The organism is Brevibacterium sp. Lmc1 (genome assembly GCF_057654315.1).
Window position 1 is genome coordinate 194938 of the sequence record NZ_CM172803.1, and the last position, 23123, is coordinate 218060.

At 64.1% G+C, this 23123-nt stretch carries 22 protein-coding genes; 12 read left to right on the top strand and 10 right to left on the bottom strand.

The genetic code is table 11. The features are described 5' to 3' along the window. Positions 1 to 14: 14 nt before the first annotated feature. Both AC239G_RS00870 and AC239G_RS00875 read right to left on the bottom strand, forming a co-directional pair. Complete coding sequence (locus AC239G_RS00870) at positions 15 to 1385, bottom strand: L-lactate MFS transporter (RefSeq protein WP_139467760.1); 1371 nt, start codon at positions 1383 to 1385, stop codon at positions 15 to 17. Between the two features lie 204 nt (positions 1386 to 1589). Further along, a complete protein-coding gene (locus AC239G_RS00875) occupies positions 1590 to 2375 on the bottom strand; it encodes a SurA N-terminal domain-containing protein (protein WP_434592815.1) in 786 nt (261 codons plus the stop codon). Between the two features lie 248 nt (positions 2376 to 2623). Between AC239G_RS00875 and AC239G_RS00880 the strand changes: the two genes are divergently transcribed. Beyond that, a complete protein-coding gene (locus AC239G_RS00880) occupies positions 2624 to 2980 on the top strand; it encodes a VOC family protein (RefSeq protein ID WP_487489590.1) in 357 nt (118 codons plus the stop codon). Here the strand turns inward: AC239G_RS00880 and AC239G_RS00885 are convergent. Continuing rightward, complete coding sequence (locus AC239G_RS00885) at positions 2961 to 4136, bottom strand: epoxide hydrolase family protein (protein WP_487489591.1); 1176 nt, start codon at positions 4134 to 4136, stop codon at positions 2961 to 2963. The two genes, AC239G_RS00880 and AC239G_RS00885, sit on opposite strands and share 20 nt — an antisense overlap. Positions 4137 to 4200: 64 nt before the next feature. Further along, a complete protein-coding gene (locus AC239G_RS00890) occupies positions 4201 to 4983 on the bottom strand; it encodes an NAD(P)H-dependent oxidoreductase (protein ID WP_487489592.1) in 783 nt (260 codons plus the stop codon). A gap of 67 nt (positions 4984 to 5050) precedes the next feature. Between AC239G_RS00890 and AC239G_RS00895 the strand changes: the two genes are divergently transcribed. Then, the gene (locus AC239G_RS00895; protein WP_180987771.1) at positions 5051 to 5386 is read left to right on the top strand and encodes a winged helix-turn-helix transcriptional regulator; all 336 of its coding nucleotides are present in this window, start codon (positions 5051 to 5053) and stop codon (positions 5384 to 5386) included. Between the two features lie 56 nt (positions 5387 to 5442). Here AC239G_RS00895 and AC239G_RS00900 read toward each other — a convergent pair whose 3' ends face one another. Then, positions 5443 to 6000, bottom strand: a complete 558-nt coding sequence (locus tag AC239G_RS00900) for a dihydrofolate reductase family protein (protein ID WP_482401132.1) — start codon at positions 5998 to 6000, stop codon at positions 5443 to 5445. Positions 6001 to 6159: 159 nt separating this feature from the next. Here AC239G_RS00900 and AC239G_RS00905 point away from each other — a divergent pair, with 159 nt between their 5' ends. Further along, positions 6160 to 7359 (top strand): M20 metallopeptidase family protein, encoded by a 1200-nt coding sequence (locus tag AC239G_RS00905; RefSeq protein ID WP_434592832.1) that lies wholly within the window; start codon positions 6160 to 6162, stop codon positions 7357 to 7359. A 115-nt stretch (positions 7360 to 7474) separates the two neighbouring features. On the opposite strand, the gene AC239G_RS00910 is transcribed toward AC239G_RS00905, so the two are convergent. Both AC239G_RS00910 and AC239G_RS00915 read right to left on the bottom strand, forming a co-directional pair. After that, positions 7475 to 9217 carry a BCCT family transporter gene (locus AC239G_RS00910; RefSeq protein ID WP_487489593.1) on the bottom strand — a complete coding sequence of 581 codons (1743 nt, stop codon included), beginning with the start codon at positions 9215 to 9217 and terminating at the stop codon, positions 7475 to 7477. Positions 9218 to 9291: 74 nt separating this feature from the next. Then, on the bottom strand, positions 9292 to 10254 hold the full coding sequence (locus tag AC239G_RS00915) for a flavin reductase (protein WP_139467767.1): 963 nt from the start codon (positions 10252 to 10254) through the stop codon (positions 9292 to 9294). Between the two features lie 142 nt (positions 10255 to 10396). Here AC239G_RS00915 and AC239G_RS00920 point away from each other — a divergent pair, with 142 nt between their 5' ends. The 6 genes from AC239G_RS00920 to AC239G_RS00945 all read left to right on the top strand — a co-directional run bounded on the left by AC239G_RS00920 (position 10397) and on the right by AC239G_RS00945 (position 15243). Next, a complete protein-coding gene (locus AC239G_RS00920; RefSeq protein ID WP_139467768.1) occupies positions 10397 to 11107 on the top strand; it encodes an amino acid synthesis family protein in 711 nt (236 codons plus the stop codon). Continuing rightward, positions 11104 to 11655, top strand: a complete 552-nt coding sequence (locus tag AC239G_RS00925) for an amino acid synthesis family protein (protein ID WP_139467769.1) — start codon at positions 11104 to 11106, stop codon at positions 11653 to 11655. Before AC239G_RS00920 ends, AC239G_RS00925 begins: the two co-directional genes overlap by 4 nt. 15 nt (positions 11656 to 11670) lie before the next feature. Continuing rightward, the gene (locus tag AC239G_RS00930) at positions 11671 to 12414 is read left to right on the top strand and encodes an alpha/beta fold hydrolase (RefSeq protein ID WP_487489594.1); all 744 of its coding nucleotides are present in this window, start codon (positions 11671 to 11673) and stop codon (positions 12412 to 12414) included. Continuing rightward, the gene (locus tag AC239G_RS00935; protein ID WP_487489595.1) at positions 12411 to 13895 is read left to right on the top strand and encodes an aldehyde dehydrogenase; all 1485 of its coding nucleotides are present in this window, start codon (positions 12411 to 12413) and stop codon (positions 13893 to 13895) included. The genes AC239G_RS00930 and AC239G_RS00935 overlap by 4 nt, the downstream gene beginning before the upstream one ends. A gap of 4 nt (positions 13896 to 13899) precedes the next feature. Next, entirely contained in the window at positions 13900 to 14121 is a 222-nt protein-coding gene (locus AC239G_RS00940) for a tautomerase family protein (RefSeq protein ID WP_139467772.1), read from the top strand. A 75-nt stretch (positions 14122 to 14196) separates the two neighbouring features. Next, entirely contained in the window at positions 14197 to 15243 is a 1047-nt protein-coding gene (locus AC239G_RS00945) for an LLM class flavin-dependent oxidoreductase (protein WP_181271100.1), read from the top strand. A gap of 124 nt (positions 15244 to 15367) precedes the next feature. Here the strand turns inward: AC239G_RS00945 and AC239G_RS00950 are convergent, their stop codons facing one another. From AC239G_RS00950 to AC239G_RS00960, 3 genes are all read right to left on the bottom strand, one after another. Next, positions 15368 to 16048 carry a GntR family transcriptional regulator gene (locus tag AC239G_RS00950; RefSeq protein ID WP_172172886.1) on the bottom strand — a complete coding sequence of 227 codons (681 nt, stop codon included), beginning with the start codon at positions 16046 to 16048 and terminating at the stop codon, positions 15368 to 15370. A gap of 312 nt (positions 16049 to 16360) precedes the next feature. Continuing rightward, positions 16361 to 17575, bottom strand: a complete 1215-nt coding sequence (gene fdhA / locus AC239G_RS00955; RefSeq protein WP_139906550.1) for a formaldehyde dehydrogenase, glutathione-independent — start codon at positions 17573 to 17575, stop codon at positions 16361 to 16363. Positions 17576 to 17746: 171 nt separating this feature from the next. Continuing rightward, positions 17747 to 18679, bottom strand: coding sequence for a LysR family transcriptional regulator (locus AC239G_RS00960; protein WP_139906551.1), 933 nt, complete (start codon positions 18677 to 18679; stop codon positions 17747 to 17749). A 262-nt stretch (positions 18680 to 18941) separates the two neighbouring features. Between AC239G_RS00960 and AC239G_RS00965 the strand changes: the two genes are divergently transcribed. Genes AC239G_RS00965 through AC239G_RS00975 form a run of 3 tightly spaced genes read left to right on the top strand, consistent with a single transcriptional unit; the run spans position 18942 to position 23073 of the window. Beyond that, on the top strand, positions 18942 to 20162 hold the full coding sequence (locus tag AC239G_RS00965) for an aromatic ring-hydroxylating oxygenase subunit alpha (RefSeq protein ID WP_229664036.1): 1221 nt from the start codon (positions 18942 to 18944) through the stop codon (positions 20160 to 20162). Next, positions 20159 to 21673, top strand: coding sequence for a flavin reductase family protein (locus AC239G_RS00970; protein ID WP_487489596.1), 1515 nt, complete (start codon positions 20159 to 20161; stop codon positions 21671 to 21673). The genes AC239G_RS00965 and AC239G_RS00970 overlap by 4 nt, the downstream gene beginning before the upstream one ends. Positions 21674 to 21720: 47 nt before the next feature. After that, the gene (locus AC239G_RS00975) at positions 21721 to 23073 is read left to right on the top strand and encodes an MFS transporter (RefSeq protein WP_181271097.1); all 1353 of its coding nucleotides are present in this window, start codon (positions 21721 to 21723) and stop codon (positions 23071 to 23073) included. The last annotated feature ends 50 nt before the right edge of the window (positions 23074 to 23123 follow it).

Here is a 23123-nt window from a genome sequence, read left to right on the forward strand (position 1 = left end):
ATCTGACCCTTCCTTCAGTTCTCTTCGAGGGCGGCGGCCTGCTTGGCGGCGACGTCCTCTTCGCGTTCGAAGTATTTTTCGCTGACCGGGCGGACGAGCACATTGGCGATGAAGCCGATGACCAGCGCGCCGACCATGATGAACATTCCCGGAGTGTAGAGCTCGGGGCCTTCCTTCCCTGCCGCCTCGCCGGCCTCGACGACGGAGTTGACGATGAGCGGACCGGCCACACCGGCCGCCGACCAGGCGGTGAGCAGGGCACCGTGGATGGCTCCGACCTGGTAGACGCCGAAGAGGTCCTTGAGGTAGGCGGGGATCGTGGCGAAGCCGCCGCCGTAGAAGGAGATGATGATGAGGGTGGCCAGCACGAAGAGGAAGATCGAGCCGCCGCCGAAGAGGGCGACGACGAGGTAGAGGATCGCACCGACGCCGAGGTACATCATGTAGTTGTTCTTCCGACCCAGGTAGTCCGAGGTCGTCGACCAGATGAATCGGCCGCCCATATTACCGATCGAGAGCAGACCGACGAAGCCGGCCGCTGCGGCCGCGGTGATGCCGAAGTAGGACTGGATCATCGGGGCGGCGTTCTCGAGGATGCCGATGCCCGCGGTGACGTTGAGGAACAGGACGACCCACAGCAGCCAGAACTGCGGTGTGCGGATGGCATTGCGGACCGAGACGTTGCCCTTCGTCTGCATCGGCTTCGCCTTGACCTTCGAGGGGTCGAAGCCCTTCGGGGTCCATTCGGGGTGGGGGACGCGGATGACGAAGGCACCGGCGGCGATGACGACGGCATAGACGATGCCGAGGGTGACGAAGGTCGGGGTCAGACCGGCGACGAGGTGTTCCGGGTCGGAGCCGCCGCCGAAGAGGGCCATGAGCTGGTTCGACATCGGGCTGGCGATGAGGGCACCGCCGCCGAAGCCCATGATGGCCAGTCCCGTGGCCAGGCCCGGACGGTCAGGGAACCATTTCATCAGGGTCGAGACCGGGGAGATGTAGCCGATGCCCAGACCGATTCCGCCGATGACTCCGTAGCCGAGGTAGACCAGCCACAGCTGCCCGGTCATGATGCCGAGCGAGGCGATGAAGAAGCCGACGACCCAGCAGGTTCCGGCGGCAACCATCGAGGCGCGGGGGCCGTTCTTCTCCACCCAGGGGCCGAAGACGGCAGAGGAGATGCCGAGCATGAGAATCGCGATCGAGAAGATCCAGCCGATCGAGACCTCACCGGCGTCGAAGTGCGACATGAAGGGGATCTTGAAGACGCTGAATGCGTAGACCTGGCCGATGCACAGGTGGATGGCCAGAGCGGCCGGTGGGATCAGCCACCGGTTGAAGTTCTTCGGCGCGACGATCGCCGAGCGCGTGAGAATGGAAGCCACGGGAAGTCCTTTTCTGCAGTGGAACTCGTGTCACCGTCGACACCGGTCAGCGGACGGCAGGTGCGGCCGGCGGTCAGTTGACCGACCGGAGAGTCCACCTCAGAGTAAGTTCCACACAAGAGAAATGCGAGGAACACTCAGCATTTTCTTGAGAAAAGGCGGCAATTTCTTGCCAAGTGGGATGTCGTCCGTGGCTCTCGGGGCTCAGAGGCGGATCGTGACGTCGGCCTGCTTACGCAGCTTCTTCGCGAATTTCTGCGTCGCTTCCTGAGACTTCTGGTTCTTCACCTGTTCCTTGAGCTGGGGACGCATGTCCTCGATCGGCGGCATCTCCTGCTGGCCCTGGCCGCCCTGCTGCGCCATCTGCTCCTGCTGGGACTTCGCCTGTTCGTAGGCCTGCCCGATCTCTTCGCCGCTGACCTCGAACTCACCGTATTCGTCCTCGACGAGGCCCTCGATCTTCAGCTGGTTCTTCAGCTCCGAGCGGACGTTCTCCTCGTCCATGCCCTGGTCCTTCATGGCTTTGAGGAAGTCCTTCTCGCTCATCTGTCCCGATTTCGCGGATTCCTTGAGCCCCTTGTCGATGTCCTTGTCCGAGACGTCGATATTGCGCTTGTCGGCTTCCTGGACGAGCACTTCGGTGCTCACAAGGTTCTCGACCGTCTGCTTCTTCAGGCCCTTCTCATCGACCGGCTGACCGGACTGCTGAGCCTGCATCTGCATCTGCTGATACTGGGTTTCGAAGAGGGGAACGAAGTCGTCCTTGAGGATCTTCTCACCGTTGACCTCGGCGACGACCTTCGGAATATCCTTCGTGTTCGGTTTGCCCTGCTGGCCCTGTTGGTCTTGAGCAGAGTCGGCGCCGGGGGACTGTTCGGCCGCGGCCGAGGACTCCTTCGGCTTTGCTTCGTCGCCCTGACTTCCGCAGGCGGCCAACGCCACCACGGATACGGACATGGCCAGGCCCAGCAGCCACCGGTTCGTTCGCACATTCACTCCTGCTCATCGGTTTCAGCCTGCCAGGCTAACAGTGCCGACTCCCCGAAGAATGTGTGGAGTATGTACGTCGCTTGGTAAGGACGATTGCGGTCGGCAGGATCGGGGAGGTCCCGGGTGTTCTCTGTTCGTCTCGGATTCGTCGTTAAGGCACTGACGGTCGGCCGCCTCGGCGGATACACTGCGGCTACCGGAATCGTACGGAGCACGGTCCGTGCCATCCGCAGCGAAGGGAGTTGGCCATGGAATCGACGTTTCGCGGAGTGTTCCTCACCTGCACAGACGCCGAGGCGACCGCCGCCTTCTATCGCGAGATCGCGGGGCTGCCGCTGACGACCGAGGGCGATGAGGAGTACTCCTACTTCGTCGTCGAGGCCGGGGGAGTGCAGGTGGCTCTGCACTCGGCCGAGGCGTTCGCCGACTATGCGTTCCCGCCGGTGACGGAGGCGAATCTCACGCACCTGTACTTCCGGATCCCGGATCAGGCGGAGTTCCTCGAACGGATCAAGAACGCGGGCACTCCGCTCGTGGCGGTCGACGATGTCGTCGTCACGGTCGAGGACCCCGACGGCCGGAAAGTCATGTTCGGCACGGCGTGAGGATTGCCGTCAGACCGGCCCTGAGGTCAGCGAGGAACTCGTGCGGTGCTTCGAGGGACGGGAAGTGTCCGCCTTTCGGGGCCGCCTGCCAGCGGACGATGCGCCGGTAGCGTTGCTGTGACAATGCGCGCGGATACCTTTCGATATCGCAGGGGTACATCGTGATAGCCGTCCGAACGTCGACTCGCAGATCGGGGTCGAGGGAGTCGTGGCTTTCGAAGTAGATGCGCGCCGAGGAGGCACCGGTGCGCATCAGCCAGTACAGAGAGACGTTGTCGAGCAGTCGGTCCCGTGAGATCGTTTCGAAGGGGCTGTCGCGGGTGTCCGTCCATTCGGCGAACTTGTCGAGGATCCACGCCAGCTGGCCGACAGGTGAGTCGACGAGGGCGTAGCCGATGGTCTGTGGTCGGGTGGCCTGCTGATGGGCATACGCTGCCCGATTGGCCCAGAAGTCTTCAGCGTCCACGGCCCATGCGCGCTCGCCTGCTGTCAGCTCATCGAGTGATGCACCGGGAATGCCGGGTGCATAAGTGGTGTGGATGCCGATGAGGTGATCGGGGAAGCGTCCGCCGAGGATCGTGGTGATGACCCCTCCCCAGTCGCCGCCGAAGGCTGCGAAGCGGTCGTAGCCGAGTCGGCCCATCAGCGTGACCCAGGCTTCGGCGATTCGGTCCGTCGACCAGCCGGTGCCGCTCGGTCTGTCGCTGAAACCGAAACCCGGCAGTGAGGGAACGACGCAGTGGAACGCCGGTGCCTCGGAATCGGTCGGTTCGGCCAGTTCGTCGATGACGTCGACGTATTCGGCGATGCTGCCGGGCCACCCATGGGTGAGGATCAACGGGGTCGCGTCGGACCGCGAGGACCGGCGGTGGAGGAAGTGGATTCCGAGTCCGTCGATGACGGTGCGGAACTGGCCGATCTCGTTGAGCCGAGTCTCGAAGTTTCGCCACGAATAGTCGGTTCGCCAGTAGTCCACGAGGTCGACGAGGTCGGTGAGCGGGACACCCTGGGACCACCGGCCAGGTCCCGGTGCCGGCGTCTGGCCCGCGACGGTCTCTGCTTCGGGCAGGCGGGCAGTGGCGAGTCTGCGGTTGAGGTCATCGATTTCGGACTGCGGGAGGTGGAGGTCGAAGGGTTCGACGGCACTTGTGCTCATGGGTTCGGTGGGCCTTTCGATAGTGCGGCGTACGACGGGCTGCGGATCTGTATTGAGCGTCCGGTCAGCAGACGGTGTGGATCCGCAGCCCGTGCTCTCCGGGGCACAGGTGGGGCGCGAGTTCCCAGTCAGGTGTGTACTCGCCGGTGAACTGCGGCCGGTAGGGGACTGTCGGGGCAGTGAAGAGCTCGCCGAGTCGGTCGGTGAGTCGGGTACGGATCGGCGTCAGGTCGTCGATGCGGTCGGCGCTGGGAATGGCGAACGGTTCGAGCACGCTCATGCCGGTGTAGGCGAAGGTCCCGTGCAGGAGGCCGAAGAGGAGTTCGTTGAGCTCGCCGGACTTCCCGCGGGGGCCGATGGCGTGCGGGCGATCTCCGAGGGTGGTGATGACGAATGCGCGTTTGCCGGTGAATGGGCCCTGTTCGAAGCGGAGCCGTCGTCCCGTGTTTTCGTCGGTGCCGAAGGCGAAGCCGCTGACGAAGACTCGGTCGAACCAGCCTTTGAGAATCGCCGGCATCCCGTACCACCACAGCGGGAACTGAATGACGAGCGCATCTGCCCGTCGCAGCTTCTCCTGCTCGCGGACGATCGCGTCAGGTTGGGCGCCGGTGAGGTGCGCAGTGCGGGTGTCGGCACTGATGCGGAACCGATCCGATGAGGGGATGCCGGCATCGCGAGGGCGAAGCACCGGGTCCCATTCCATGGCATAGAGATCGGATTCGAAGACGGTGTGGCCGAGTGTGCGCAGATGCTCGATTCCGATCGTGCGCAAGCTTCCGTTGAGCGAGCGTGGTTCGGGGTGGGCGCTCAGCCAGAGGACTGTCGAACGTGTGTCGTCGTATTGCATGTCTACATCGTGGACTCTTAGAGTACAAGCGTCTAGTACGGACATTTCTGTCCCTATGGAGGTGCATATGCGGTTGCCGGTCCGTCGCGCGATGGAGGTGTGCCCGGTCGAGGTGGCGGTCTCGGCGGTCGGCGGCACCTGGAAGCTCACTGTCATCAAGCATCTGCTCGAGGGAACTCGCCGATTCAACGAACTCGGGCGACTGGTGCCTTTGGCGAACACGAAGACTCTCACCAGGCAGCTGCGCGAGCTCGAAGAGGACGGCCTGGTTCTGCGCACTGTATATCCGGAAGTGCCGCCGCGCGTCGAGTACTCACTGACCGATCTGGGACGCAGTCTTCAGCCGATCGTCGAGGCGATGAACGAGTGGGGCAAGGACTTCGAACGCACTCACGCGGACTGAAGACAGGGGCAAGTGCCGTCCGCGGGCTCTGGCGCTCGGTCCTGCCGTATGGTGCTTCAGGCGCTCGGCTCGTAGGCCGAGTAGGTGATGCCGCTCGGGAAGGACTTCGCATCGATGAGCTTGAGGCGCGGCGGTCTGGCCGAGTGCGCGCCGTCGTGAAAGTAACCGCGTCCGCGACCCTGCCATACCGGATAGGTGAACATCCGATACTCATCGACGAGTCCCTCCGCGATGAGGTCGTGGGCCAGGGTGATGCTGCCGGTGACGATGACATCGCGTCCCGGTGCCTCGCGCAGGTCAGCGACCGCGCGCAGCGGATCGGAGCTGATGATCTGTGTGTTCTGCCAGCCCGGTTCGGTCAACGTCGAAGACACGACGCGTTTGTCGACCTGATTGAGGTGGTCCGCGACTCCGGTGGTGTCATCGGTGGCGTTCGGCCAATAGCCGCGGAAGTCCTCGAAGGTCTGCCGACCGAGCAGCAGCACGTCCTCGTTCGCGGATTGCCGCATGAGTTCGGCCGAGAGCTCTTCGTCCTGGGCCTGCGGATCGAACCAGTCGTCGAGCATCTCGACACGACCGTCGAGGGTGATGTTCTGAGTGATGATGATGCGCACGCTCGGTCTCCTCGTTGAGTGACGTGGGTAATCAACACTACTTGCCCGTGTAGACCGGCAACAAGGGTGCGTTGACCACCGGAGGGCATAGATTGGTAACAGCAGCCGACCGGAACCGGTCGAACCGAACCGCACGCCACCCACACGATGAGGAGCCCCATGACCACCCCAGATTTCCGCACCGAAGCTCAGGGCCACCTCGGCGATCTCATTTCCCTGCGACGGAAGCTGCACGCGAACCCCGAACTGGGATTCGACCTTCCTTTCACGCAGCGGACGGTGCTCGATGAGCTCGCCGGGCTGGGACTTGAGATCACCACGGGGGAGTCGCTCACCTCGGTGGTGGCCGTCCTCAAGGGCGGGAAACCCGGGCCCGCGGTGCTGCTGCGCGGCGACATGGACGCGCTGCCGGTCGTCGAGGACACCGGCCTCGACTTCGCCTCTGAGAACGGGAACATGCACGCGTGCGGTCACGACCTGCACACGGCGGGGCTTGTCGGCGCCGCACGCTTGCTCGCCGCTCACCGCGAGGAGATCCCCGGATCGATCATCTTCATGTTCCAGCCCGCCGAGGAGGTCGAAGGCGGGGCCGAGCCGATGATCGCCGAGGGCGTGCTCGAAGCCGCCGGTGTCCCGGTCGTCGCGGCCTACGGCATCCACGTCGAAGCCGACGTTCGAGGTCGCTTCACGACGAAGGGCGGGCCGCTCATGGCCGGCTTCGCCGACCTCAACCTGACCATCCACGGGGCGGGCGGACACAGCAGTCAACCGCAGGCGACCCGCGACCCCGTGCCGGCGCTCGCCGAGGTGGTGCTGGCCCTGAATACGATGACCGGTCGGTCCTTCGACATCTTCGATCCCGTCGTCGTCTCGGTCACTCAGCTCGAAGCTGCGCAGGCCAGCAACGTCATCCCGGACTCGGCGAAGCTCACGGCCTCCATCCGCTTCCTCTCCGCCGAGTCTGTGGCCCTGCTGCAGGAGCGGGTGACGGAGATCGCCGAGAACATCGCCCGGGCTCACCGCTGCACCGCCGAGGTGGACTTCCAAGTGGGATTCCCCGTGACCGTCAATAACCCCGCCGAGTCGACGGTCGTGCTCGAGCGACTGGGCTCAGTATTCGGGTCCGAGCGGGTCGTCGAGATGGAATATCCGCGGATGGGGTCGGAGGACTTCTCCTTCGTCTTGCAGAAGGTGCCGGGTACCTTCGTGTTCCTGGGCGCGACGCCCGAGGGCATCGACCCGGACGCCGAGACGAACCATTCGCCGAGGGTGGTCTTCGACGACGGCCTGCTCGGCGATCAGGCCGCGGCGCTCGCCCACTTGGCATTCGCGCGGCTGAAAGATGAGGAGAAGCGCTGACACCTCTGGCACAAAACAGTGGTCGCAATCGGATACTCAGGAGGTCGTCCTGAAAGTATCCGATTGCGACCACTGTTCGAGATTCCGTCTGAGGCGGTGGAGTCTGCCAGCGGGGTCAGTCGGCGGCGGGTGCCGGCTTGACGGTGGTGTCATCGATATCAACGGACTCATCGCCGCGCGTGCCTGTCCCGCCAGTTTCGAGGTCCCGGCGCCGCACCGTGCGGTACGCATCCATCGTCTGATCCTCGTGCAGCGTTTTGACGATGCAGTAGCCGAGCAGCGCCACGATGACCGCGAACGGCAGGGCGGAGAGCATCGCCGCTTGCTGCAGTGCCGCGAGTCCTCCGGCGAAGAAGAGGACCATCGCCGATGTTCCCGTGAGCGCACCCCAGACGGCGAGCACCCATCGGCTCGGCTCGAGCGTGCCGCGAGACGTGAGCATGCTGAGCACGAATGTGTTCGCATCCGCACCCGAGACGAAGTAGAGGACGACGAGAAGAATCGCGATCACCGAGGTGAGGCCCACCCAGGGCAGATGTTCGAGGGTCTCGAAGAACGCCGAGTTCACATCTTCGGCCGCTGCCGCGCCGATCCCGCCATCACCGTCCATGTCGATCTTGATCGCGGTGCCTCCGAAGATCGTGAACCAGACGAAGAAGACAAGACTGGGAATGCCCATGACGCCGAGGACGAATTCGCGGACGGTCCGCCCCTTCGAGATCTTCGCGAGGAAGACGCCGACGAAAGCGCCCCAGCTCAGCCACCAGGCCATCATGAAGTAGGTCCAGTACTGGTACCACTCGACGTCACCGGAGACCAGCGGAGTGAGCAGGCTGACCTTGAAGAAGTCGTTGAGGTACTCACCCGTCGAGCGGAAGAAGAGGTTTCCGATGAACCCGGTCGGCCCGACGATGAGGACGAAGAGGCCGAGGAAGATCGAGAGCACGGCGGTCGTCTGGCTGAGGAACTTGATCCCGCGGTTGACTCCCGAGAGTGCCGAGAGCGTGAAGACCACCGTGATGCCGAGGATGATGACGATCTGAACGAAGAGCTCGTTCGGGATTCCGAAGACTCGGTTGAGGCCCTCGCTGATCTGAGAGGCACCGAGGCCGAGCGACGTGGTCGTGCCGAACAGCGTGGCGATGACGGCGAGGATGTCGATGACATTTCCCAGCCAGCCGTCCATTGCCTTGCCGAACAGTGGCCGCAGCATCGGGGAGATCAGTCCGGTGTTGCCGCGCCGGTGAGTCGAGTAAGCGATGGCGAGGCCGAAGACTCCGAACACGGCCCAGGCATGCGGTCCCCAGTCGAAGTAGGAGAACTGCAGAGCACGTACGGCGGCTTCGTTGGTGCCGGGGTCGGCGAGCCCATGCGGCGGGGTGGTGAAGTGGGTGATCGGTTCGGCCACACCGTAGCTGATGAGGCCGATGCCCATCACCGCGGAGAGAATCATCGTCAGCCAGGCCCAGGTGCTGTATTCGGGACGGTCATCATCGGCACCGAGGCGGACCCGGCCGAAACGACCGAAACCGAGGTAGACGAGGAGACCGATGCACCCGAGCGTCAGGACGAGATAGACCCATCCCACCTTCGCGGCGACGGCATCCATGGCAGTGGTCATCGCCGCAGCCATGCCGTCAGGGGAGAGGACTCCCCACAGCGTGAATGCGCCGACACCGAGGATCGAGATCCAGAAGACGCGTCCAGGTCGGTGTCGCATGGCATCGGCATAGCGTATGGCCGGACTCGGCCCTGTCAGCGAGTCGAGGCCGCTGCCGGGCAGCTGCGCGCGGCGGCGTCCGCTCCGTTCCCCACTGTCATCGTCAACGTCGGGATCGTGCTCGGGTTCGGAATACATCAGGACTCCACTTCTTCGTGTGTCGTAGGGAGAGGGGTTCGGGTGGTATTGGAATTCGCCAGGGCGGGACGAGATCAGTTGAGAGAGGTGAGATCTTCGCTGTCGAAGAAGCGACCGGCTTTGTAGATCATCGGCTCGTCCTCGGATGCCTCGGCACTGCGGACACGTCCGATGAAGACCGTGTGGGTCAGCGCTTGGAAGCGCTCCTTGATCTCGACTTCGATCGATGCTGCTGAGCCGTCGATGAGTGGAGAGCCGCTGGCTCCCTTGTGCCAGTCGAGCTCGGCGAACTTGTCTGCGGCTTTGGACGCGAACGTGCCGATGGTGTCCCGCTGATTCCGGCTCATGATGTTGATGCCCATGTGCGTTGAGCGGAAGAGCGCGGGATACGTCGACGAGGTCTTCTGTACGCAGACGAGCACGAGCGGCGGGTCGAGAGAGACCGAATTGTAGGAGTTGACCGCGAGGCCGCGCGGCTTGCCGTCCTCGTCTGTGGTGGTGACGACGGTGACGCCGGTGATGAACTGACGGTTGAAGGCCTTGAGGGCATCGGCCGAGGGCTCTCCGGAGAGGTCATCGGTGACGACTTCGGGTTGAGCCTCGAATGCCGAGGACAGGGACTTCAGGCCCAGATCGGCCAGGAGCTCGTGGGCATCCCAGGTGACCTCTTCGCGGGCGATCCGGCCCTCTTCGAGGCGGATGAGATTGGAACCGTGCGTCGTCACCGGCTGTCCTGTGGGCGGAACGTCGTTGAGCGGCTGGGTGAAAGTGCCCTCCGAGTGCCAGTAGATCGCGCCCTGGTCGCCTTCGATGAGAATGTGGTCGATCGTCGTTGTGAGGTCGGGGAAGGCGGCGCGGATCTCGTTGATCTCGGCCTTCGTCTCCTCGGCGGTCATGGTCCGACCGGAGTTGGCTGACACTCGCTGGTAGTCGTCGGTGAAGAGCGAATCGAGCGCATCGGTGCGCCCGCTGTCCCAGGCCTCGTGCCACACTGCGCGGATTTCTGTCTTGAGCTGTTCAATCGTGATCTGTTGCATGCTAGGTAGCGTAGATAGAGTGTGATGCATTCGTCAATAGATCGTGAAAAACTCGTAAAACGCGCAATCTAAGAGAGCTATTGACATGCTTCGATGCATGCAAGTAGATTCCTTGTATGCAACAAACTCGAGAGAAGGACGCATGACAACCACCCCGACACGGCTGCAGAAGCCGGGCCTCGGAGCACAGAAGCCCAGCCTCGATCGATTGAATGATTTCGATGAGCTGCCGGCTGATTTCGACGAGCTCGCCTGGCGTCTAGGTGTCCGATCGATCACCGTGCAGCGTGAAGAGATCATCGCCGACGGCGGAGCCTCGCCGGATGCCCCGTTGACGCAGGCGGCCGCCATCGCCGTGCTCGCCAATCCCTGGGCGGGCACGGACACGCAGGCCGATCTGGCGCCGGCTGCCGAACAGGTTGCACCGGTGCTCGCAAAAGTGCTCACCGACAGACTGCTTGACGCGCTCGGGCCGGCTTCTGCGATCGAGGCCTTCGGCAAGGGTGCCGTCGTCGGTGTCGATGGAGAACTTGAGCACGCTGGGGCTCTCATCCACACTCCGTACTTCGGCAATATCATGCGAGAGATGCTTGAAGGCACTTCTGTTCTCTGCTTCGCCGACGGTCGATCGGGTCCTTCGGCATCGATCAGGGTGCCGATGTGGCACAAGACCCACGCCACCTCGCGAGACCATTATCAGACCATCGACCTGCGACTCACAGATGCTCCGAAGGCTGACGAACTCTGTGTGATTGCGGCGGCCTCAACGGGGCCGAGGCCCTTCGCCCGCATCGGCGACCGTCGCACCGACGGTGCTGTGACCACCGAAATCCTGAAAGGACTGACGAAATGAATATTCGCAAGATCACGACGGTGACCGAAGAGATCCTGGCCGAAGGCGGACGGCGAACGGACCCCGTCATCACTGTGGCTGCCGTGGCGGCAGTCATCGAGAACCCTTGGCATGGGCAGGACTTCGTTGAGGACCTCGGCCCGGGAATCGACGCGACGGCGAGCGAACTCGGCGCTGTTCTCGCTCCACGGGTCATGGAGGCTCTGGGCGGCACGCTCGAGGCCTATGGCAAGGCCGCGATCGTCGGACTCTCGGGAGAGATCGAGCACGGTTCGGCACTCATCCACACCCTCAAGTTCGGCAACCACTTCCGCGACGCCGCGCAGGCCTCGACTCTTCTGCCGGCTGTGGAGAAGCGCGGCGAGGCCGGAGCTGTCTTCGACATCCCTCTGAAGCACTTCACCGACGCGACGATCCGGTCTCACCACCAGACTTTCGAGTGGAGGGTCGCGGACGCTCCGCACCCCGGCGAGATCCTCATCGCACTCGCAGGCTCAACAGGTGGACGCCCGCAGCAGCGACTCGCTTCGCTCTCGACCGAGCAGTAGGAAACGAGGCGGACGATGCCGACAGACGATGAAGACCCTGTCGTATTGCTCCACGGGGTCGGTCTCGACCGCACGGTATGGACACGGGTCGAAGCGCTGCTGCCCAGGACCACCTCGGCGATCGACCTGCCCGGGCACGGAGCCCAGCCGCCGCTGACCGGACCTACGGACCTGGCGGCGATGGCGTCTGATGTGCTCGCACGGATGCCGGCCGGTCAAGTGCACCTTGTGGGATTCTCCCTCGGCTCGCTCGTCGCCCAGCAGATCGCGATCGGGGAGCCGACGCGCGTGCGCAGCCTCACCTGCGTGAGCTCCGTCTGCGCTCGCACGCAGGAGGAATCTTCTGCGGTGCAGGGGCGACTCGAAGGTGCGGAGTCGGACTTCCGCGGCAGCATGGAACGAGCACTCGACCGGTGGTTCCCGGAAGATGAGGGAGATTCCGAAACGCTGCGGGACGAGACGCGGCCTGTGCTTCTGGCCAACGACCCCGATTCCTATCGTCACGCCTACGCCGTCTTCGCGACGGGCGACCGGGAGCTCGAATCGAAGCTGAATGCGATCACCGCACCGACCTTGGCGATCACCGGCGAACTCGACCCGGGGTCGACTCCGGAGATGAGCGAGAGGATCGCGAATCGGATTCCGGACACACGGGTCGCGATCGTCTCCGGCGCCCGGCACATGCTGCCCGTCACCCATCCCGAGGTGCTCACCGATCACCTCCGCGCCCTGATCAACCACACAGAAGGGAGTCGATGATGACTACGCGACTCGACCATTTCATCGGAGGGGAGCACCGCGCACCCGCCGACGGGGAATACCTCGAGAGCACGAACCCTGCGACCCTTGAGACGCTCTACAGCTTCGCTCGCGGCACAGGCGCCGATATCGCACAGGCAGTCGAGGCCGCGCAGCGAGCCTTCGACTCCACCGCTTGGCAACGGACCACGCCGACGCAGCGAGGGCACCTGCTGCGCCGATTCGGCGACCTCATCGGGCAGAACGCCGAGGAGCTCGCCCGTTTCGAGAGTCAGGACAACGGCAAGCTCCTGCGCGAGATGAAGGGGCAGCTGCAGGGCCTGCCCGAATACCTCTACTACTATGCGGGACTGGCCGATAAGGTGCAGGGATCGCAGATCCCGACGAATTCGCCCGAAGTCATCAACTTCACCCAGCGCGAGGCGCTCGGCGTCGTCGGACTCATCACGCCGTGGAATTCGCCGATGACCTTGACGATCTCGAAGCTCGCACCGGCGCTGGCGGCGGGGAACACCACGGTCATCAAGCCGAGCGAATACACCTCGCGAACGATTCTGCGCCTGGCCGAACTTGCGGACGAGGCCGGTTTCCCCGCCGGCGCCGTCAACGTCGTCACTGGCCTCGGCGCCGAGGCGGGACAGGCCCTCGTCGACGCACCGCAGCTGGCGAAGATCTCATTCACCGGCTCGACCCAGACAGGTTCGGCCATCGCCAAGTCCGCGGCCGGCCGCTTCATCGGATCGACGCTCGAATTGGGTGGAAAGTCTCCGAACATCGTCTTCGACGATGCGAACGTGTCCAATGCGGCGATGGGCGTCATCGCCGGCATCTTCGCCGCAGCCGGACAGACCTGCATCGCCGGGTCTCGAGTCTTCGTCCAGCGCGGGGTCTACGACGAACTCCTCGAAAAGGTCACCGCTCGGGCGGCATCGATCGTCCTCGGCGATCCCATGGCCGAGGACACCGAGCTCGGACCGCTCGCCTTCGCGGCTCAGCGGGACAAGGTCGAGGAATACGTCCGCCTCGGCGAGGAAGAAGGCGGACAGATCGCCTACGGGGGCAATCGTCCCGATGTCGGTCTGCCCGGGTACTTCTTCGAACCGACCGTTCTCACGGAGACGACGAACGATATGCGCATCTGCCAGGAGGAGATCTTCGGGCCGGTTGCCGCGATCATGCCCTTCGACACCGAGGAGGAGGTCCTCGGGCTGGCCAACGACACCGAATACGGACTGGCTGCCGGGGTGTGGACGCAGAACCTCGCCCGCGGGATGAGGATGTCGCAGCGACTCGATGCTGGCACCGTGTGGATCAACATGTATCGGGCGATGTCGCCGATGTCTCCTCGGCAGGGTTTCAAGAACTCCGGGGTCGGGGTCGAACACGGTCTCGAGTCGATGCACGAATACACCAGGCTCAAGAGCGTATGGATCAACACCGACGAAGGGCCGGTCGCAGATCCCTTCGTGCTGGGCAGGTGAGATCATGCCGCTCATCGATATCTCGATCGCGAGAGGCCGCACTCCCGAACAGCTGCGTGCCCTAATCGCCGGAGTTCATGAAGTTGCCGCATCCACGACGGGAGCCGCCGACGAGAACATCACCGTGATCGTCCGCGAAGTAGAGAAGGACCTCTGGTCGCGGACGAACACGACGATCACCGAACGCGAGAGTGCCGCGGCCGGTGTTCGGGAGACCGACGGTTGAATACCGCCACGGCGATCACACATCACTGAAGAACATGTCGGAGGCACGGAGGCCTCCGCTGGGAAAGGAACCATCATGCGCTTTTCACTCTTCCTGCACATGGAACGCTGGGACGACTCGGTCAGCCCTCAAGAGCATTGGAAGAACCTCGTCGAGCTCGTCAAGATCGCCGAAGCCGGAGGATTCGGCACTGTCTGGATCGGTGAGCACCATTCGATGGAGTACGTATCCTCGCCGAGCCCGATGCCGCAGCTGGCCTACTTGGCCGCCGAGACGTCGACGATCCGGTTGGGGTCGGGCACGATCATCGCCCCGTTCTGGCACCCGATCCGAGCTGCCGGCGAGGTGGCTCTGCTCGATGTGCTCAGCGGCGGTCGGGCCGAGGTCGGCATCGCCCGCGGTGCCTACCAGTTCGAGTTCAACCGTCTGGCCGATGGTATGCCGGCAGCCGACGGTGGTGAATATCTGCGTGAACTCGTTCCGGCGATGAAGGAACTGCTCCAAGGTGACTACGCCCATGAGGGCAAGCATTGGCAGTTCCCCGTCTCGACGGCCGTGCCGAAGCCGGTGCAGAACCCGACTCCTCCGATCTGGCTGGCCGCCCGCAGCCCTGAGACTCATGACTTCGCCGTCGCCAACGGCTGCAACGTCCAGGTCACGCCGCTGATGAAGGACGACCGTGAGGTCGAAGACCTGATGAACAAATTCAACACCGCGGTCGCCGCCCATCCCGAGGTCGAAAAGCGCCCCGAGATCATGGTGCTGCGCCACACCTACGTCCACTCCCCGGAGGAGCCGGACGGTTGGAAGGTGGGTGCCGCCGGGGTGAACAAGTACTACCGGACGTTCTCGTCGTGGGCCTTCGGGAAGAAGGACCCCGTCGACGGATTCCTCGATCCGACCCCGGAGGAGAACTTCGCCGACCGCCCCGAATTCGAGCTCGAGTCGCTGCACAAGTCAGCGATGATCGGCACCCCGGCGGAGGTGACCGAACGCATCCGCCACTACGAGGACCTCGGCTACGACGAGTACAGCTTCTGGTCGGACAACGCGCTCAGCCATGATGAGAAGAAGGCGTCCCTGCAGCTCTTCATCGACGAGGTGGTTCCGAACTTCCAGTGAGGTGACCAGTTCGCCTGACGGCGTACGCCAACGGGGCCGGGAAACATAGAGTTTCCCGGCCCCGCTGGCGTGCGTCAGAGGTGGCGACGGCTCAGCATCAGGTGGTCCGGCCGTTTTCTGGAAGTCAGGAGTCGCGCTCGAGAGACAGGGTGGTGCGTGTCTGTGGAACGAGGAGTTCCTGGGTCGAGGCGAACACGTGCGCACGCATCGTCGTTTCGGCGCCGAACGGGTCCTTGTCCTGGATCATCGTGAGAATCTGGCGGTGCTCTCGGCTCGAGTCCACTGCCCTGCCCGGATGGTTGAGAGTTTTGCGCACGAGTCTGAAGTACGCGAGCTGATTCATCAGGCGCGAGTACTGTTCGACGAGTTTGTTGTTGTCCGCTCCGTCGACGAGGGTCTGGTGGAAGTCCTGAACCTGCGAAGCGTAGGTGTCTGTGTCGCCTGCGTTCGACGACACCTCTGATGCTGCGACGATCTCTTCGAGCTGGTCGAGTTCCGGGCAGGGCCCGCGGCGAGCCATCAGGGCGGCGGCCAGGCCTTCGAGGACCTCCTTGAGCTGGAAGAGCTCGACGATCTCGCGTCGGTTCGGCTCGCGGATGAAGGTGCCGACCTTTGGGCGGATTTCGATGAGGCCCTCGAGCTGGAGCTGCTTGAGGACCTCTCGGATCGGGGTTCGGCTGACATCGAACTCCTGTGCGAGGGAGACCTCGGAGAGCGGATTGCCCGGTTCCAGTTCGCCGCTGGTGATCTTCGACCGGATACGCTCGAGAAGCGTGGGTGGCGGGGAATCGGGAGAATTCTGCATAGCCCGATGCTATGTTGCATGCATCAAAAGGGTCAAGGCGAATGTGGTCTATCCTCGCGCTTGGCCGCAATGGCAATGTTTTCTTTGGCTGCGACCTAGGCTCGAGTGCATCTACACACGACCGCGTGGCAAATTCTGCCATGCAAGATACGTCACTTGGGTGCTCTCATTTCGGTCCATGGGGCACAAAACAGTGGGCGCAATCGGATACTCAGGAGGTCGTCCTGAAAGTATCCGATTGCGACCACTTCTCACCGCTTCACCCGGCTTTCGGCCATGAGAAGCTCGGGCTCAGCGTGAGGTCTGAGAGCCTCAGGCGGAGATGAGGCCGTGCGGGTCGAGGACGAACTTCTTCGCGACACCGGAGTCGAAGTCGGCGTAGCCCTGCGGGGCATCCTCGAGGCGGATCGGGGTCGCATTGACGTTCTTCGCGATCGAGACCTTGTCGTGCAGGATCGCCTGCATCAGCCCCCGGTTGTACTTCATCACCGGGCACTGGCCGGTCACGAACACATGCGACTTCGCGAAGCCGAGTCCGAACCGCATCGACAGCGACCCTTCCTTCGCCGCCTCATCGGGCGCGCCCGGATCGCCGGTGACGTAGAGGCCGGGAATGCCGAGGCTGCCGCCGGCTCGGGTGATGTCCATGAGCGAGTTGAGCACCGTTGCCGGCGCCTCGTGGCTGGCGTCCTTGCCGTGTCCGCGCGCCTCGAAGCCGACGGCGTCGATTCCGCAGTCGACCTCGGGCTCGCCGAGGATCTGCGCGATCTGGTCCTTCGGGTCACCCTTGGAAACGTCGACCGTCTCGCAACCGAATCCGCGGGCCTGAGCCAGTCGATCCTCGTTGAGATCGCCGACGATGACGCAGGCCGCGCCGAGCAGAAGCGCCGAGGTGGCCGCGGCAATTCCGACCGGACCCGCACCGGCGACGTAGACCGTCGAACCCACCCCGACACCGGCGCTGACGGCGCCGTGGAACCCGGTGGGGAAGATGTCGGAGAGCATCGTGAGGTCGAGGATCTTCTCCATCGCCTGATCCTTGTCCGGGAACTTCAGGACGTTCCAGTCGGCATAGGGCACGAGCACGTACTCGGCCTGACCGCCGACCCAGCCGCCCATATCGACATAGCCATAGGCCGAGCCCGGACGATCGGGATTGACGTTGAGGCAGATGCCGGTCTTGCCTTCCTTGCAGTTGCGGCAGCGACCGCACGAGATGTTGAACGGCACCGACACGAGATCGCCGACCTTGACGAATTCGACGTCTCGGCCCACCTCGACGACCTCACCGGTGATCTCGTGTCCGAGCACGAGACCCTCCGGGGCAGTCGTACGGCCCCGGACCATGTGCTGGTCGGAGCCGCAGATGTTCGTCGCCACCGTCTTGAGGATGACACCGTGATCGACCTTGCGGCCGATATTGGCGGGATTGACTCCAGGCCCGTCCTTGAGGACGAATTCCGGGTACTCGGTGTCGATGACCTCGACCTTCCCGGGACCTGCATAGCTGATTGCCTTATTGCTCATCGTTGAGCCTCCATGGGTGCGAAAGCGTGGGAATTCGATATGCGAGTGCGACGAACGGGAGCTCGTCGACAGCTCTGACATATCAGTCTGACATCAGACTTAGATGCAGTCTCGCCGTCGTGAGAGAGCTCTGTCAAGCCCCCGTGTCGGTGGCCGGGCAGAGGTGCCGTTTCAGGAGTCTTCGCGCAGGCGCGTCGAGAGGATGTACTGGGAGGTCGTGCGCAGATGTTGAAGGGAATCCCTGATCAGCGGGGATCTGCGACTGCCGGCGCGGACAGCGGCGATGATCTTCCGGCTCAGTCTCCCGGTGCCCGTCAGCCGCACCCGGCTGACGTTGTCCTCTCCGGCGAGGCTGGCCAGCCTCGGCAGCAGGCTCACTCCGACCCCGGCGCCGACCAGGGCCGCCGACGTCTCCCACTCCGCGGACTCGTGCGCGACCGTCGGCGTCACTCCCGCGGCGGTGAACGCGGCGATGAAGAGCGAATGATAGGGCGAGCCAGGGCCGGCCGTGATCCAATCCTCACCGGCGAGCTCGCTGAGAGTCACCGACTCCCTGCCCGCCGCAGGGTGGCCTGAAGGCACCATGACGTCGAGGGGATCGTCGAGGAGGTCGATGCTCTCGAAGCGGGGATCCTCCTCGACCTGGACATTGCCCTGCATCGAGACGATGACGGCGAGGTCGATGCGCTCGGCGACGAGGAGCTCGAAGCAGCGAGTCGGAGTCGCCTCGATCACGTGGACGCGGACCTTCGGCCGTGAAGCCCGCAGGTTCGCCGCCAAGGGCGCGAGCAGGTTCGAGGATGCTGTCGAGAAGCCCCCGATTCCGAAGTGAGTGGGGGCCTGATCCCCGGCCCCGAGCGCGCCGGCGCGGATGTCCTCCCACGCGGCGGTCAGTTCGTCGGAGCGGCGGACGAGGTAGCGCCCCGTCGCGGTCAGTCGCAGACCGCGACCGTCCTTGACGAGAAGGGTCATGCCCAGGGACTGCTGCAGCTCTCTGAGCTGGCCGGAGACCGCCGATGCGGAGTAGCCGGTGAGCTCGGCGGTGGCGGCGATGGTGCCGCAGGCGGCGAAGGTGCGCAGTGTCGTCAGGCGCGGATCGATCATGCGCACAATTATGCAGTGAATCCGCAGAATATGTAACGAAATCTCGCGCTTTTTCTGCAGGGAGTTCCTCGCTAGTGTGACTGTCGAGATCGTTCCGGCAGCACACGGTCTCCGCGGTCTCCGCCGAGGATTTCGCCCCTTCCATCGGTGGGCCGCTGCAGGCAGACATCAAGGGAGATGAGCATTGACAGCTACTAACCTGGCACCGACGAAGAAGGGCTTCCCTGCGGGGTTCACCGAGGAGAAGCTCGACGAGACCCGAATCCGACTCGACACCCGTCGGACAGGCTTCTCGCTCGAAGCTCCGTTCTACACGGATCCCAACCTCTTCAATCTCGATATGCAGGCCATCTTCGGTCAGCACTGGGTCTTCGCGTGCAGCGTCGCCGAGATCCCCGAGCCGGGTGACTATGTCACGCTCGACTACGGTCCGTACTCCCTCATCGTCCTGCACAACGACGACGGCGGCGTCAACGTCCTCCACAACGTCTGCCGCCACCGCGGGGCACGAGTCCTCACCGATGCGCAGGGAACGACGGGCAACCTCGTCTGCGGCTACCACTCGTGGACGTACTCCCCCGAGGGCGACCTCATCCACGCCTCGGCGCCGGGGGAGATGACCTTCGACAAGTCCTGCTACGCACTCAAACGCGCGCACGGGAAGATCGCCGCCGGACTCGTGTTCATCTGCCTGGCCGAAGAGCCGCCGACGGACTTCCACGAGACCGCGAAGATCTTCGAACCTTATATCGCCCCTCATGAGCTGGCGAAGACGAAAGTCGCCTATCAGCAGAACATCGTCGAAGAGGGCAACTGGAAGCTCGTGATGGAGAACAACCGCGAGTGCTACCACTGCGACGGCCACCCGGAGCTCGCGTGCTCGCTGTTCCCGACCTGGGGCCTGACCGATGAGACGATCCCGCCCCACCTCGAAGACGTCTGGGACCGCAACCAGCAGGCGCAGGCCTCCCTCGAATACCGCTGCCGCCGCTACGGCCTGCCCTATGAAGTCGTCGAAGAACTCGACACCCGGGTCGGCGGCATCCGCATCTCCCGCGAATCGCTCGACGGAGCGGGGGAGTCCTTCTCGGCAGACGGGCGCCGGCTGTCGAAGAAGCTGCTCGGCGATCTGCCGGACTTCCGCCTCGGCCGCTGCTCGATGCATCTGCAGCCGAACTCCTGGTTCCACCTCCTCGGCGATCACGTCATCACCTTCGCGGCATTCCCGATCAGTGCCTCGAAGACCCTCGTGCGCACCACTTGGCTCGTCGCCGACGACGCCGTCGAAGGCGTCGACTATGACCTTGAGACCCTCACTCACACGTGGAAGCAGACCAACCTGCAGGACAAGGCCTTCGTCGAACTCTGCCAGCAGGGAGCGGCGAGTCCGTTCTATGAGCAGGGTCCGTATATGAAGAGCGAATACCAGGTCGAAGCCTTCATCAACTGGTACGTGCAGCGGATGCGGGAGCACGTCGGATGAGATCCTCCGCTGTGCCCGCGCTGCCGCTGGCCCAGCGGGTGCGCGGACTGGAGATGCCCTGGAACCGCGTGCTCTCGAGCGCCTCGGGGCCGGCCGGAGCCGCCACCGCGCTGGGTCCGTGGCACCCGCAGGAATTCGCAGCCGAATGTGTGGAGACCATCCCCGAGGCGGGAGGGATGATGGTCTTCGTCTTCCGTCGCATGGACGGGGCGCCCCTGGCGTTCCGGTCGGGGCAGTACATCAACATCGACTTCCCCATCGACGGACCGACTGCCGAGCCGGTGTCGCGCAGCTATTCGATCTCCTCGGCCCCGACCGAGCCGTGGACGTTCTCTATCACGATCAAACGCGACCCCAAGGGCAAGGTGTCGCCCTGGGCGCATGACAATATCCGCCCCGGCACCGTCCTCGACATGCTCGGCCCTGTCGGTGCGTTCCACCTCGCCGATTATGACCGGCGAGCACGGTTCCTGCTGCTCGCTGCCGGAGCCGGAATCACTCCGTTGATGTCGATGATCCGCACCGTCCACTCGCTGCCCGGCCAGGCCGATGTCGTCCTCCTCTACCACGGAGCCGCCCCCGACTCCTTCGCCTTCTCCGAGGAACTCGACTTCCTCGCGAACGTGGATTTCCGGATCAAGGTCATCTACTGCCTCGGCGATCGGGAATGCGGCGACGAATGGGAAGGGCGGACGGGACGGCTGTCGACGTCGCTTCTCGAGGAGCTCGTGCCCGACGCCAACGGTCGGCAGGTCTTCGCCTGCGGCCCGGAGGGATACCTCAACTCCGCGACCGAACTGCTGCGCGAAGTCGGCGTCGACGACACCTCGGTGTTCATGGAGTTCTTCTCCGGCGATCGTGAGATCCGTGCCGAATACGCCGAGGAAGTCGCCATCGCCGGCGAGATCGCCGAGGAGATCGCGGCGACGACCGAGGAATACTTCGAGTCCCAGCCGGCCGCGCTCGACATGTACGAACCCGAGTACGACGCCGACGGACCGGTCGAGGCGGTCGGCGCACCGACCGAAGCCGTCGACGCCGAGGCGGTCGTGCCCGTCGACGACGAGGTCGAGATCGAGGTCGTCGGGGTCACCGATGAGAACCTCGCCGAGGTGGGGCCCGGATCTGAGTCCGACGCTGGGCCCGCGGTCCCGGCTGGGGATGAGGCGGCCGCCTCGGCGGGGGGATCGGGCGACGAGGACGAAATCGCCGTCGTCGACCCGGCCGCACTGCCTACTGTGGGGCAGGGTGAGCACACGATGTCGTTTGTGCGCACCGGCCTCAACGTCTGCGTCGGGGAGGACGAAACGGTCCTCCAGGCCGCGCGGAAGGCGGGGGTGAAGATCCCCGCGAACTGTCAGGAGGGCATGTGCGGATCCTGCAAGGTCGTCAAGCTCGACGGCGATGTCGAGATGAACCATCTGGGCGGAATCCGCGCCAGAGAGATCGACGCGGGGAAGTTCCTGCCGTGCTGCTCGACGGCGAAGACCGACCTCGTCATCGACGCCTGAACCGGGCGCTGACTACCATATTCGTTCGGTGAGTCGAAGGAGACCACATGACACAGCAGAAGGACATCGACGGCATCGAGCCGGTCCGTCGTGATGCTTTCGCGCAGCGGACCGATGCCGGGCGGATCTCGATCGATGAGGCCCCGCTCAACCGGCTCGTGCTCCTCGTCGCGGTTGCGGCCTTCGGTGGGATCTTCATCGACGGCTACATCCTCGGCGTCATCGGCGGTGCCGTCGCTCCGGCGGCCGCGGAGCTGGGGCTGTCGGCATTAGGGCAGGGACTGATCGCGGCAAGTGCGCTCATCGGGATCTTCGTCTCCGGTCTGTTCTTCGGGCGGATCGCCGACCGCTATGGGCGCAAGCGGGTGTTCTTCTGGAACCTCGTCGGCTTCGTCGTCGTCTCGCTGGCCCAGCTCTTCGTCGTCGGCACGTGGGACCTCGTGGCCATGCGGCTGCTGCTGGGCCTGCTCATCGGCGTCGAATACGCGGTCGGCACCGCTCTGCTGGCCGAATTCACCCCGCGCCGCCACCGCAGCGTTCTGCTCGGGTCGATCGCGGCGTTCTGGTTCATCGGGTTCATCTCGGCATTCGTCGTCGCCCACGCCTGGGACGCGGATTCGTGGCGAATGCTCCTGGCCAGCAGCGCGGTGCCGGCCCTGGTCGTGCTCATCCTGCGCATGGCCCTGCCCGAATCGCCGAGGTGGCTGCAGGCACAGGGACGCACGACCGAGGCGCAGGCGATCGTCTCCGCCCACTATGGCCCGCAGTACGGACTGCCTCCGGCGCCGACCGAGGTTGTCAAAACCCGCCTGCGTGACTTCTTCCGCGAGAACGACGTTCGCACGGTGATCTACTCCGGACTGTTCTGGTTCTGCCAGGTCGGTCCGCTGTTCGCGATCTTCACGTTCATCGTGCCGGTGCTCGAGGACCTCGGACTCAACAGCGGATTCTCCACGGATCTGCTCATGAACGGGCTCCAGCTCCTCGGTGCCGGCGTGGGATTGTGGCTGCTGTGGCTGCTGCCCCGACGCACGTTCGTCAATTGGACCTTCGCGCTCATGGTGGTCCTGCTCGTCTTCCTCGGCGGCTGGACTGAGCTGCCGTCATTGGTCGTGCTCATCGTCTTCGGCGCTTTCGTCCTCATCATCACGGCGTCGAACAGCATCCAGTATGTCTATCCGCCGGAGATGTTCACCACCCGGTTCCGCAGCACCGGCGTCGGCTACGCCGCGGCATTCAGCCGAGTCGGTGCTGCCGGAGCCACCTACCTCTTCCCGGTCACGCTCGAACACCTGGGTGTCTCGAGCACCCTGCTCATCGCGGCGATCTTCCCTCTGGTCGGGTTCATCGCTTCGCTCTTCTGGGCACCGGAAACCAAATACTCCGCATTGGACGACTGAGCTCCGCTCCGGCGTCTGCTGCGACAACTGCCTCTACCACCGTCAATAAC

Coding starts and splice junctions, on each gene's coding strand:
- AC239G_RS00880 (WP_487489590.1), top strand. CDS start 2,624: ATGGAATCGACGTTTCGCGGAGTGTTCCTCACCTGCACAGACGCCGAG.
- AC239G_RS00885 (WP_487489591.1), bottom strand. CDS start 4,136: ATGAGCACAAGTGCCGTCGAACCCTTCGACCTCCACCTCCCGCAGTCC.
- AC239G_RS00890 (WP_487489592.1), bottom strand. CDS start 4,983: ATGCAATACGACGACACACGTTCGACAGTCCTCTGGCTGAGCGCCCAC.
- AC239G_RS00895 (WP_180987771.1), top strand. CDS start 5,051: ATGCGGTTGCCGGTCCGTCGCGCGATGGAGGTGTGCCCGGTCGAGGTG.
- AC239G_RS00905 (WP_434592832.1), top strand. CDS start 6,160: ATGACCACCCCAGATTTCCGCACCGAAGCTCAGGGCCACCTCGGCGAT.
- AC239G_RS00910 (WP_487489593.1), bottom strand. CDS start 9,217: ATGTATTCCGAACCCGAGCACGATCCCGACGTTGACGATGACAGTGGG.
- AC239G_RS00915 (WP_139467767.1), bottom strand. CDS start 10,254: ATGCAACAGATCACGATTGAACAGCTCAAGACAGAAATCCGCGCAGTG.
- AC239G_RS00920 (WP_139467768.1), top strand. CDS start 10,397: ATGACAACCACCCCGACACGGCTGCAGAAGCCGGGCCTCGGAGCACAG.
- AC239G_RS00925 (WP_139467769.1), top strand. CDS start 11,104: ATGAATATTCGCAAGATCACGACGGTGACCGAAGAGATCCTGGCCGAA.
- AC239G_RS00930 (WP_487489594.1), top strand. CDS start 11,671: ATGCCGACAGACGATGAAGACCCTGTCGTATTGCTCCACGGGGTCGGT.
- AC239G_RS00935 (WP_487489595.1), top strand. CDS start 12,411: ATGATGACTACGCGACTCGACCATTTCATCGGAGGGGAGCACCGCGCA.
- AC239G_RS00940 (WP_139467772.1), top strand. CDS start 13,900: ATGCCGCTCATCGATATCTCGATCGCGAGAGGCCGCACTCCCGAACAG.
- AC239G_RS00945 (WP_181271100.1), top strand. CDS start 14,197: ATGCGCTTTTCACTCTTCCTGCACATGGAACGCTGGGACGACTCGGTC.
- AC239G_RS00950 (WP_172172886.1), bottom strand. CDS start 16,048: ATGCAGAATTCTCCCGATTCCCCGCCACCCACGCTTCTCGAGCGTATC.
- fdhA (WP_139906550.1), bottom strand. CDS start 17,575: ATGAGCAATAAGGCAATCAGCTATGCAGGTCCCGGGAAGGTCGAGGTC.
- AC239G_RS00960 (WP_139906551.1), bottom strand. CDS start 18,679: ATGATCGATCCGCGCCTGACGACACTGCGCACCTTCGCCGCCTGCGGC.
- AC239G_RS00970 (WP_487489596.1), top strand. CDS start 20,159: ATGAGATCCTCCGCTGTGCCCGCGCTGCCGCTGGCCCAGCGGGTGCGC.
- AC239G_RS00975 (WP_181271097.1), top strand. CDS start 21,721: ATGACACAGCAGAAGGACATCGACGGCATCGAGCCGGTCCGTCGTGAT.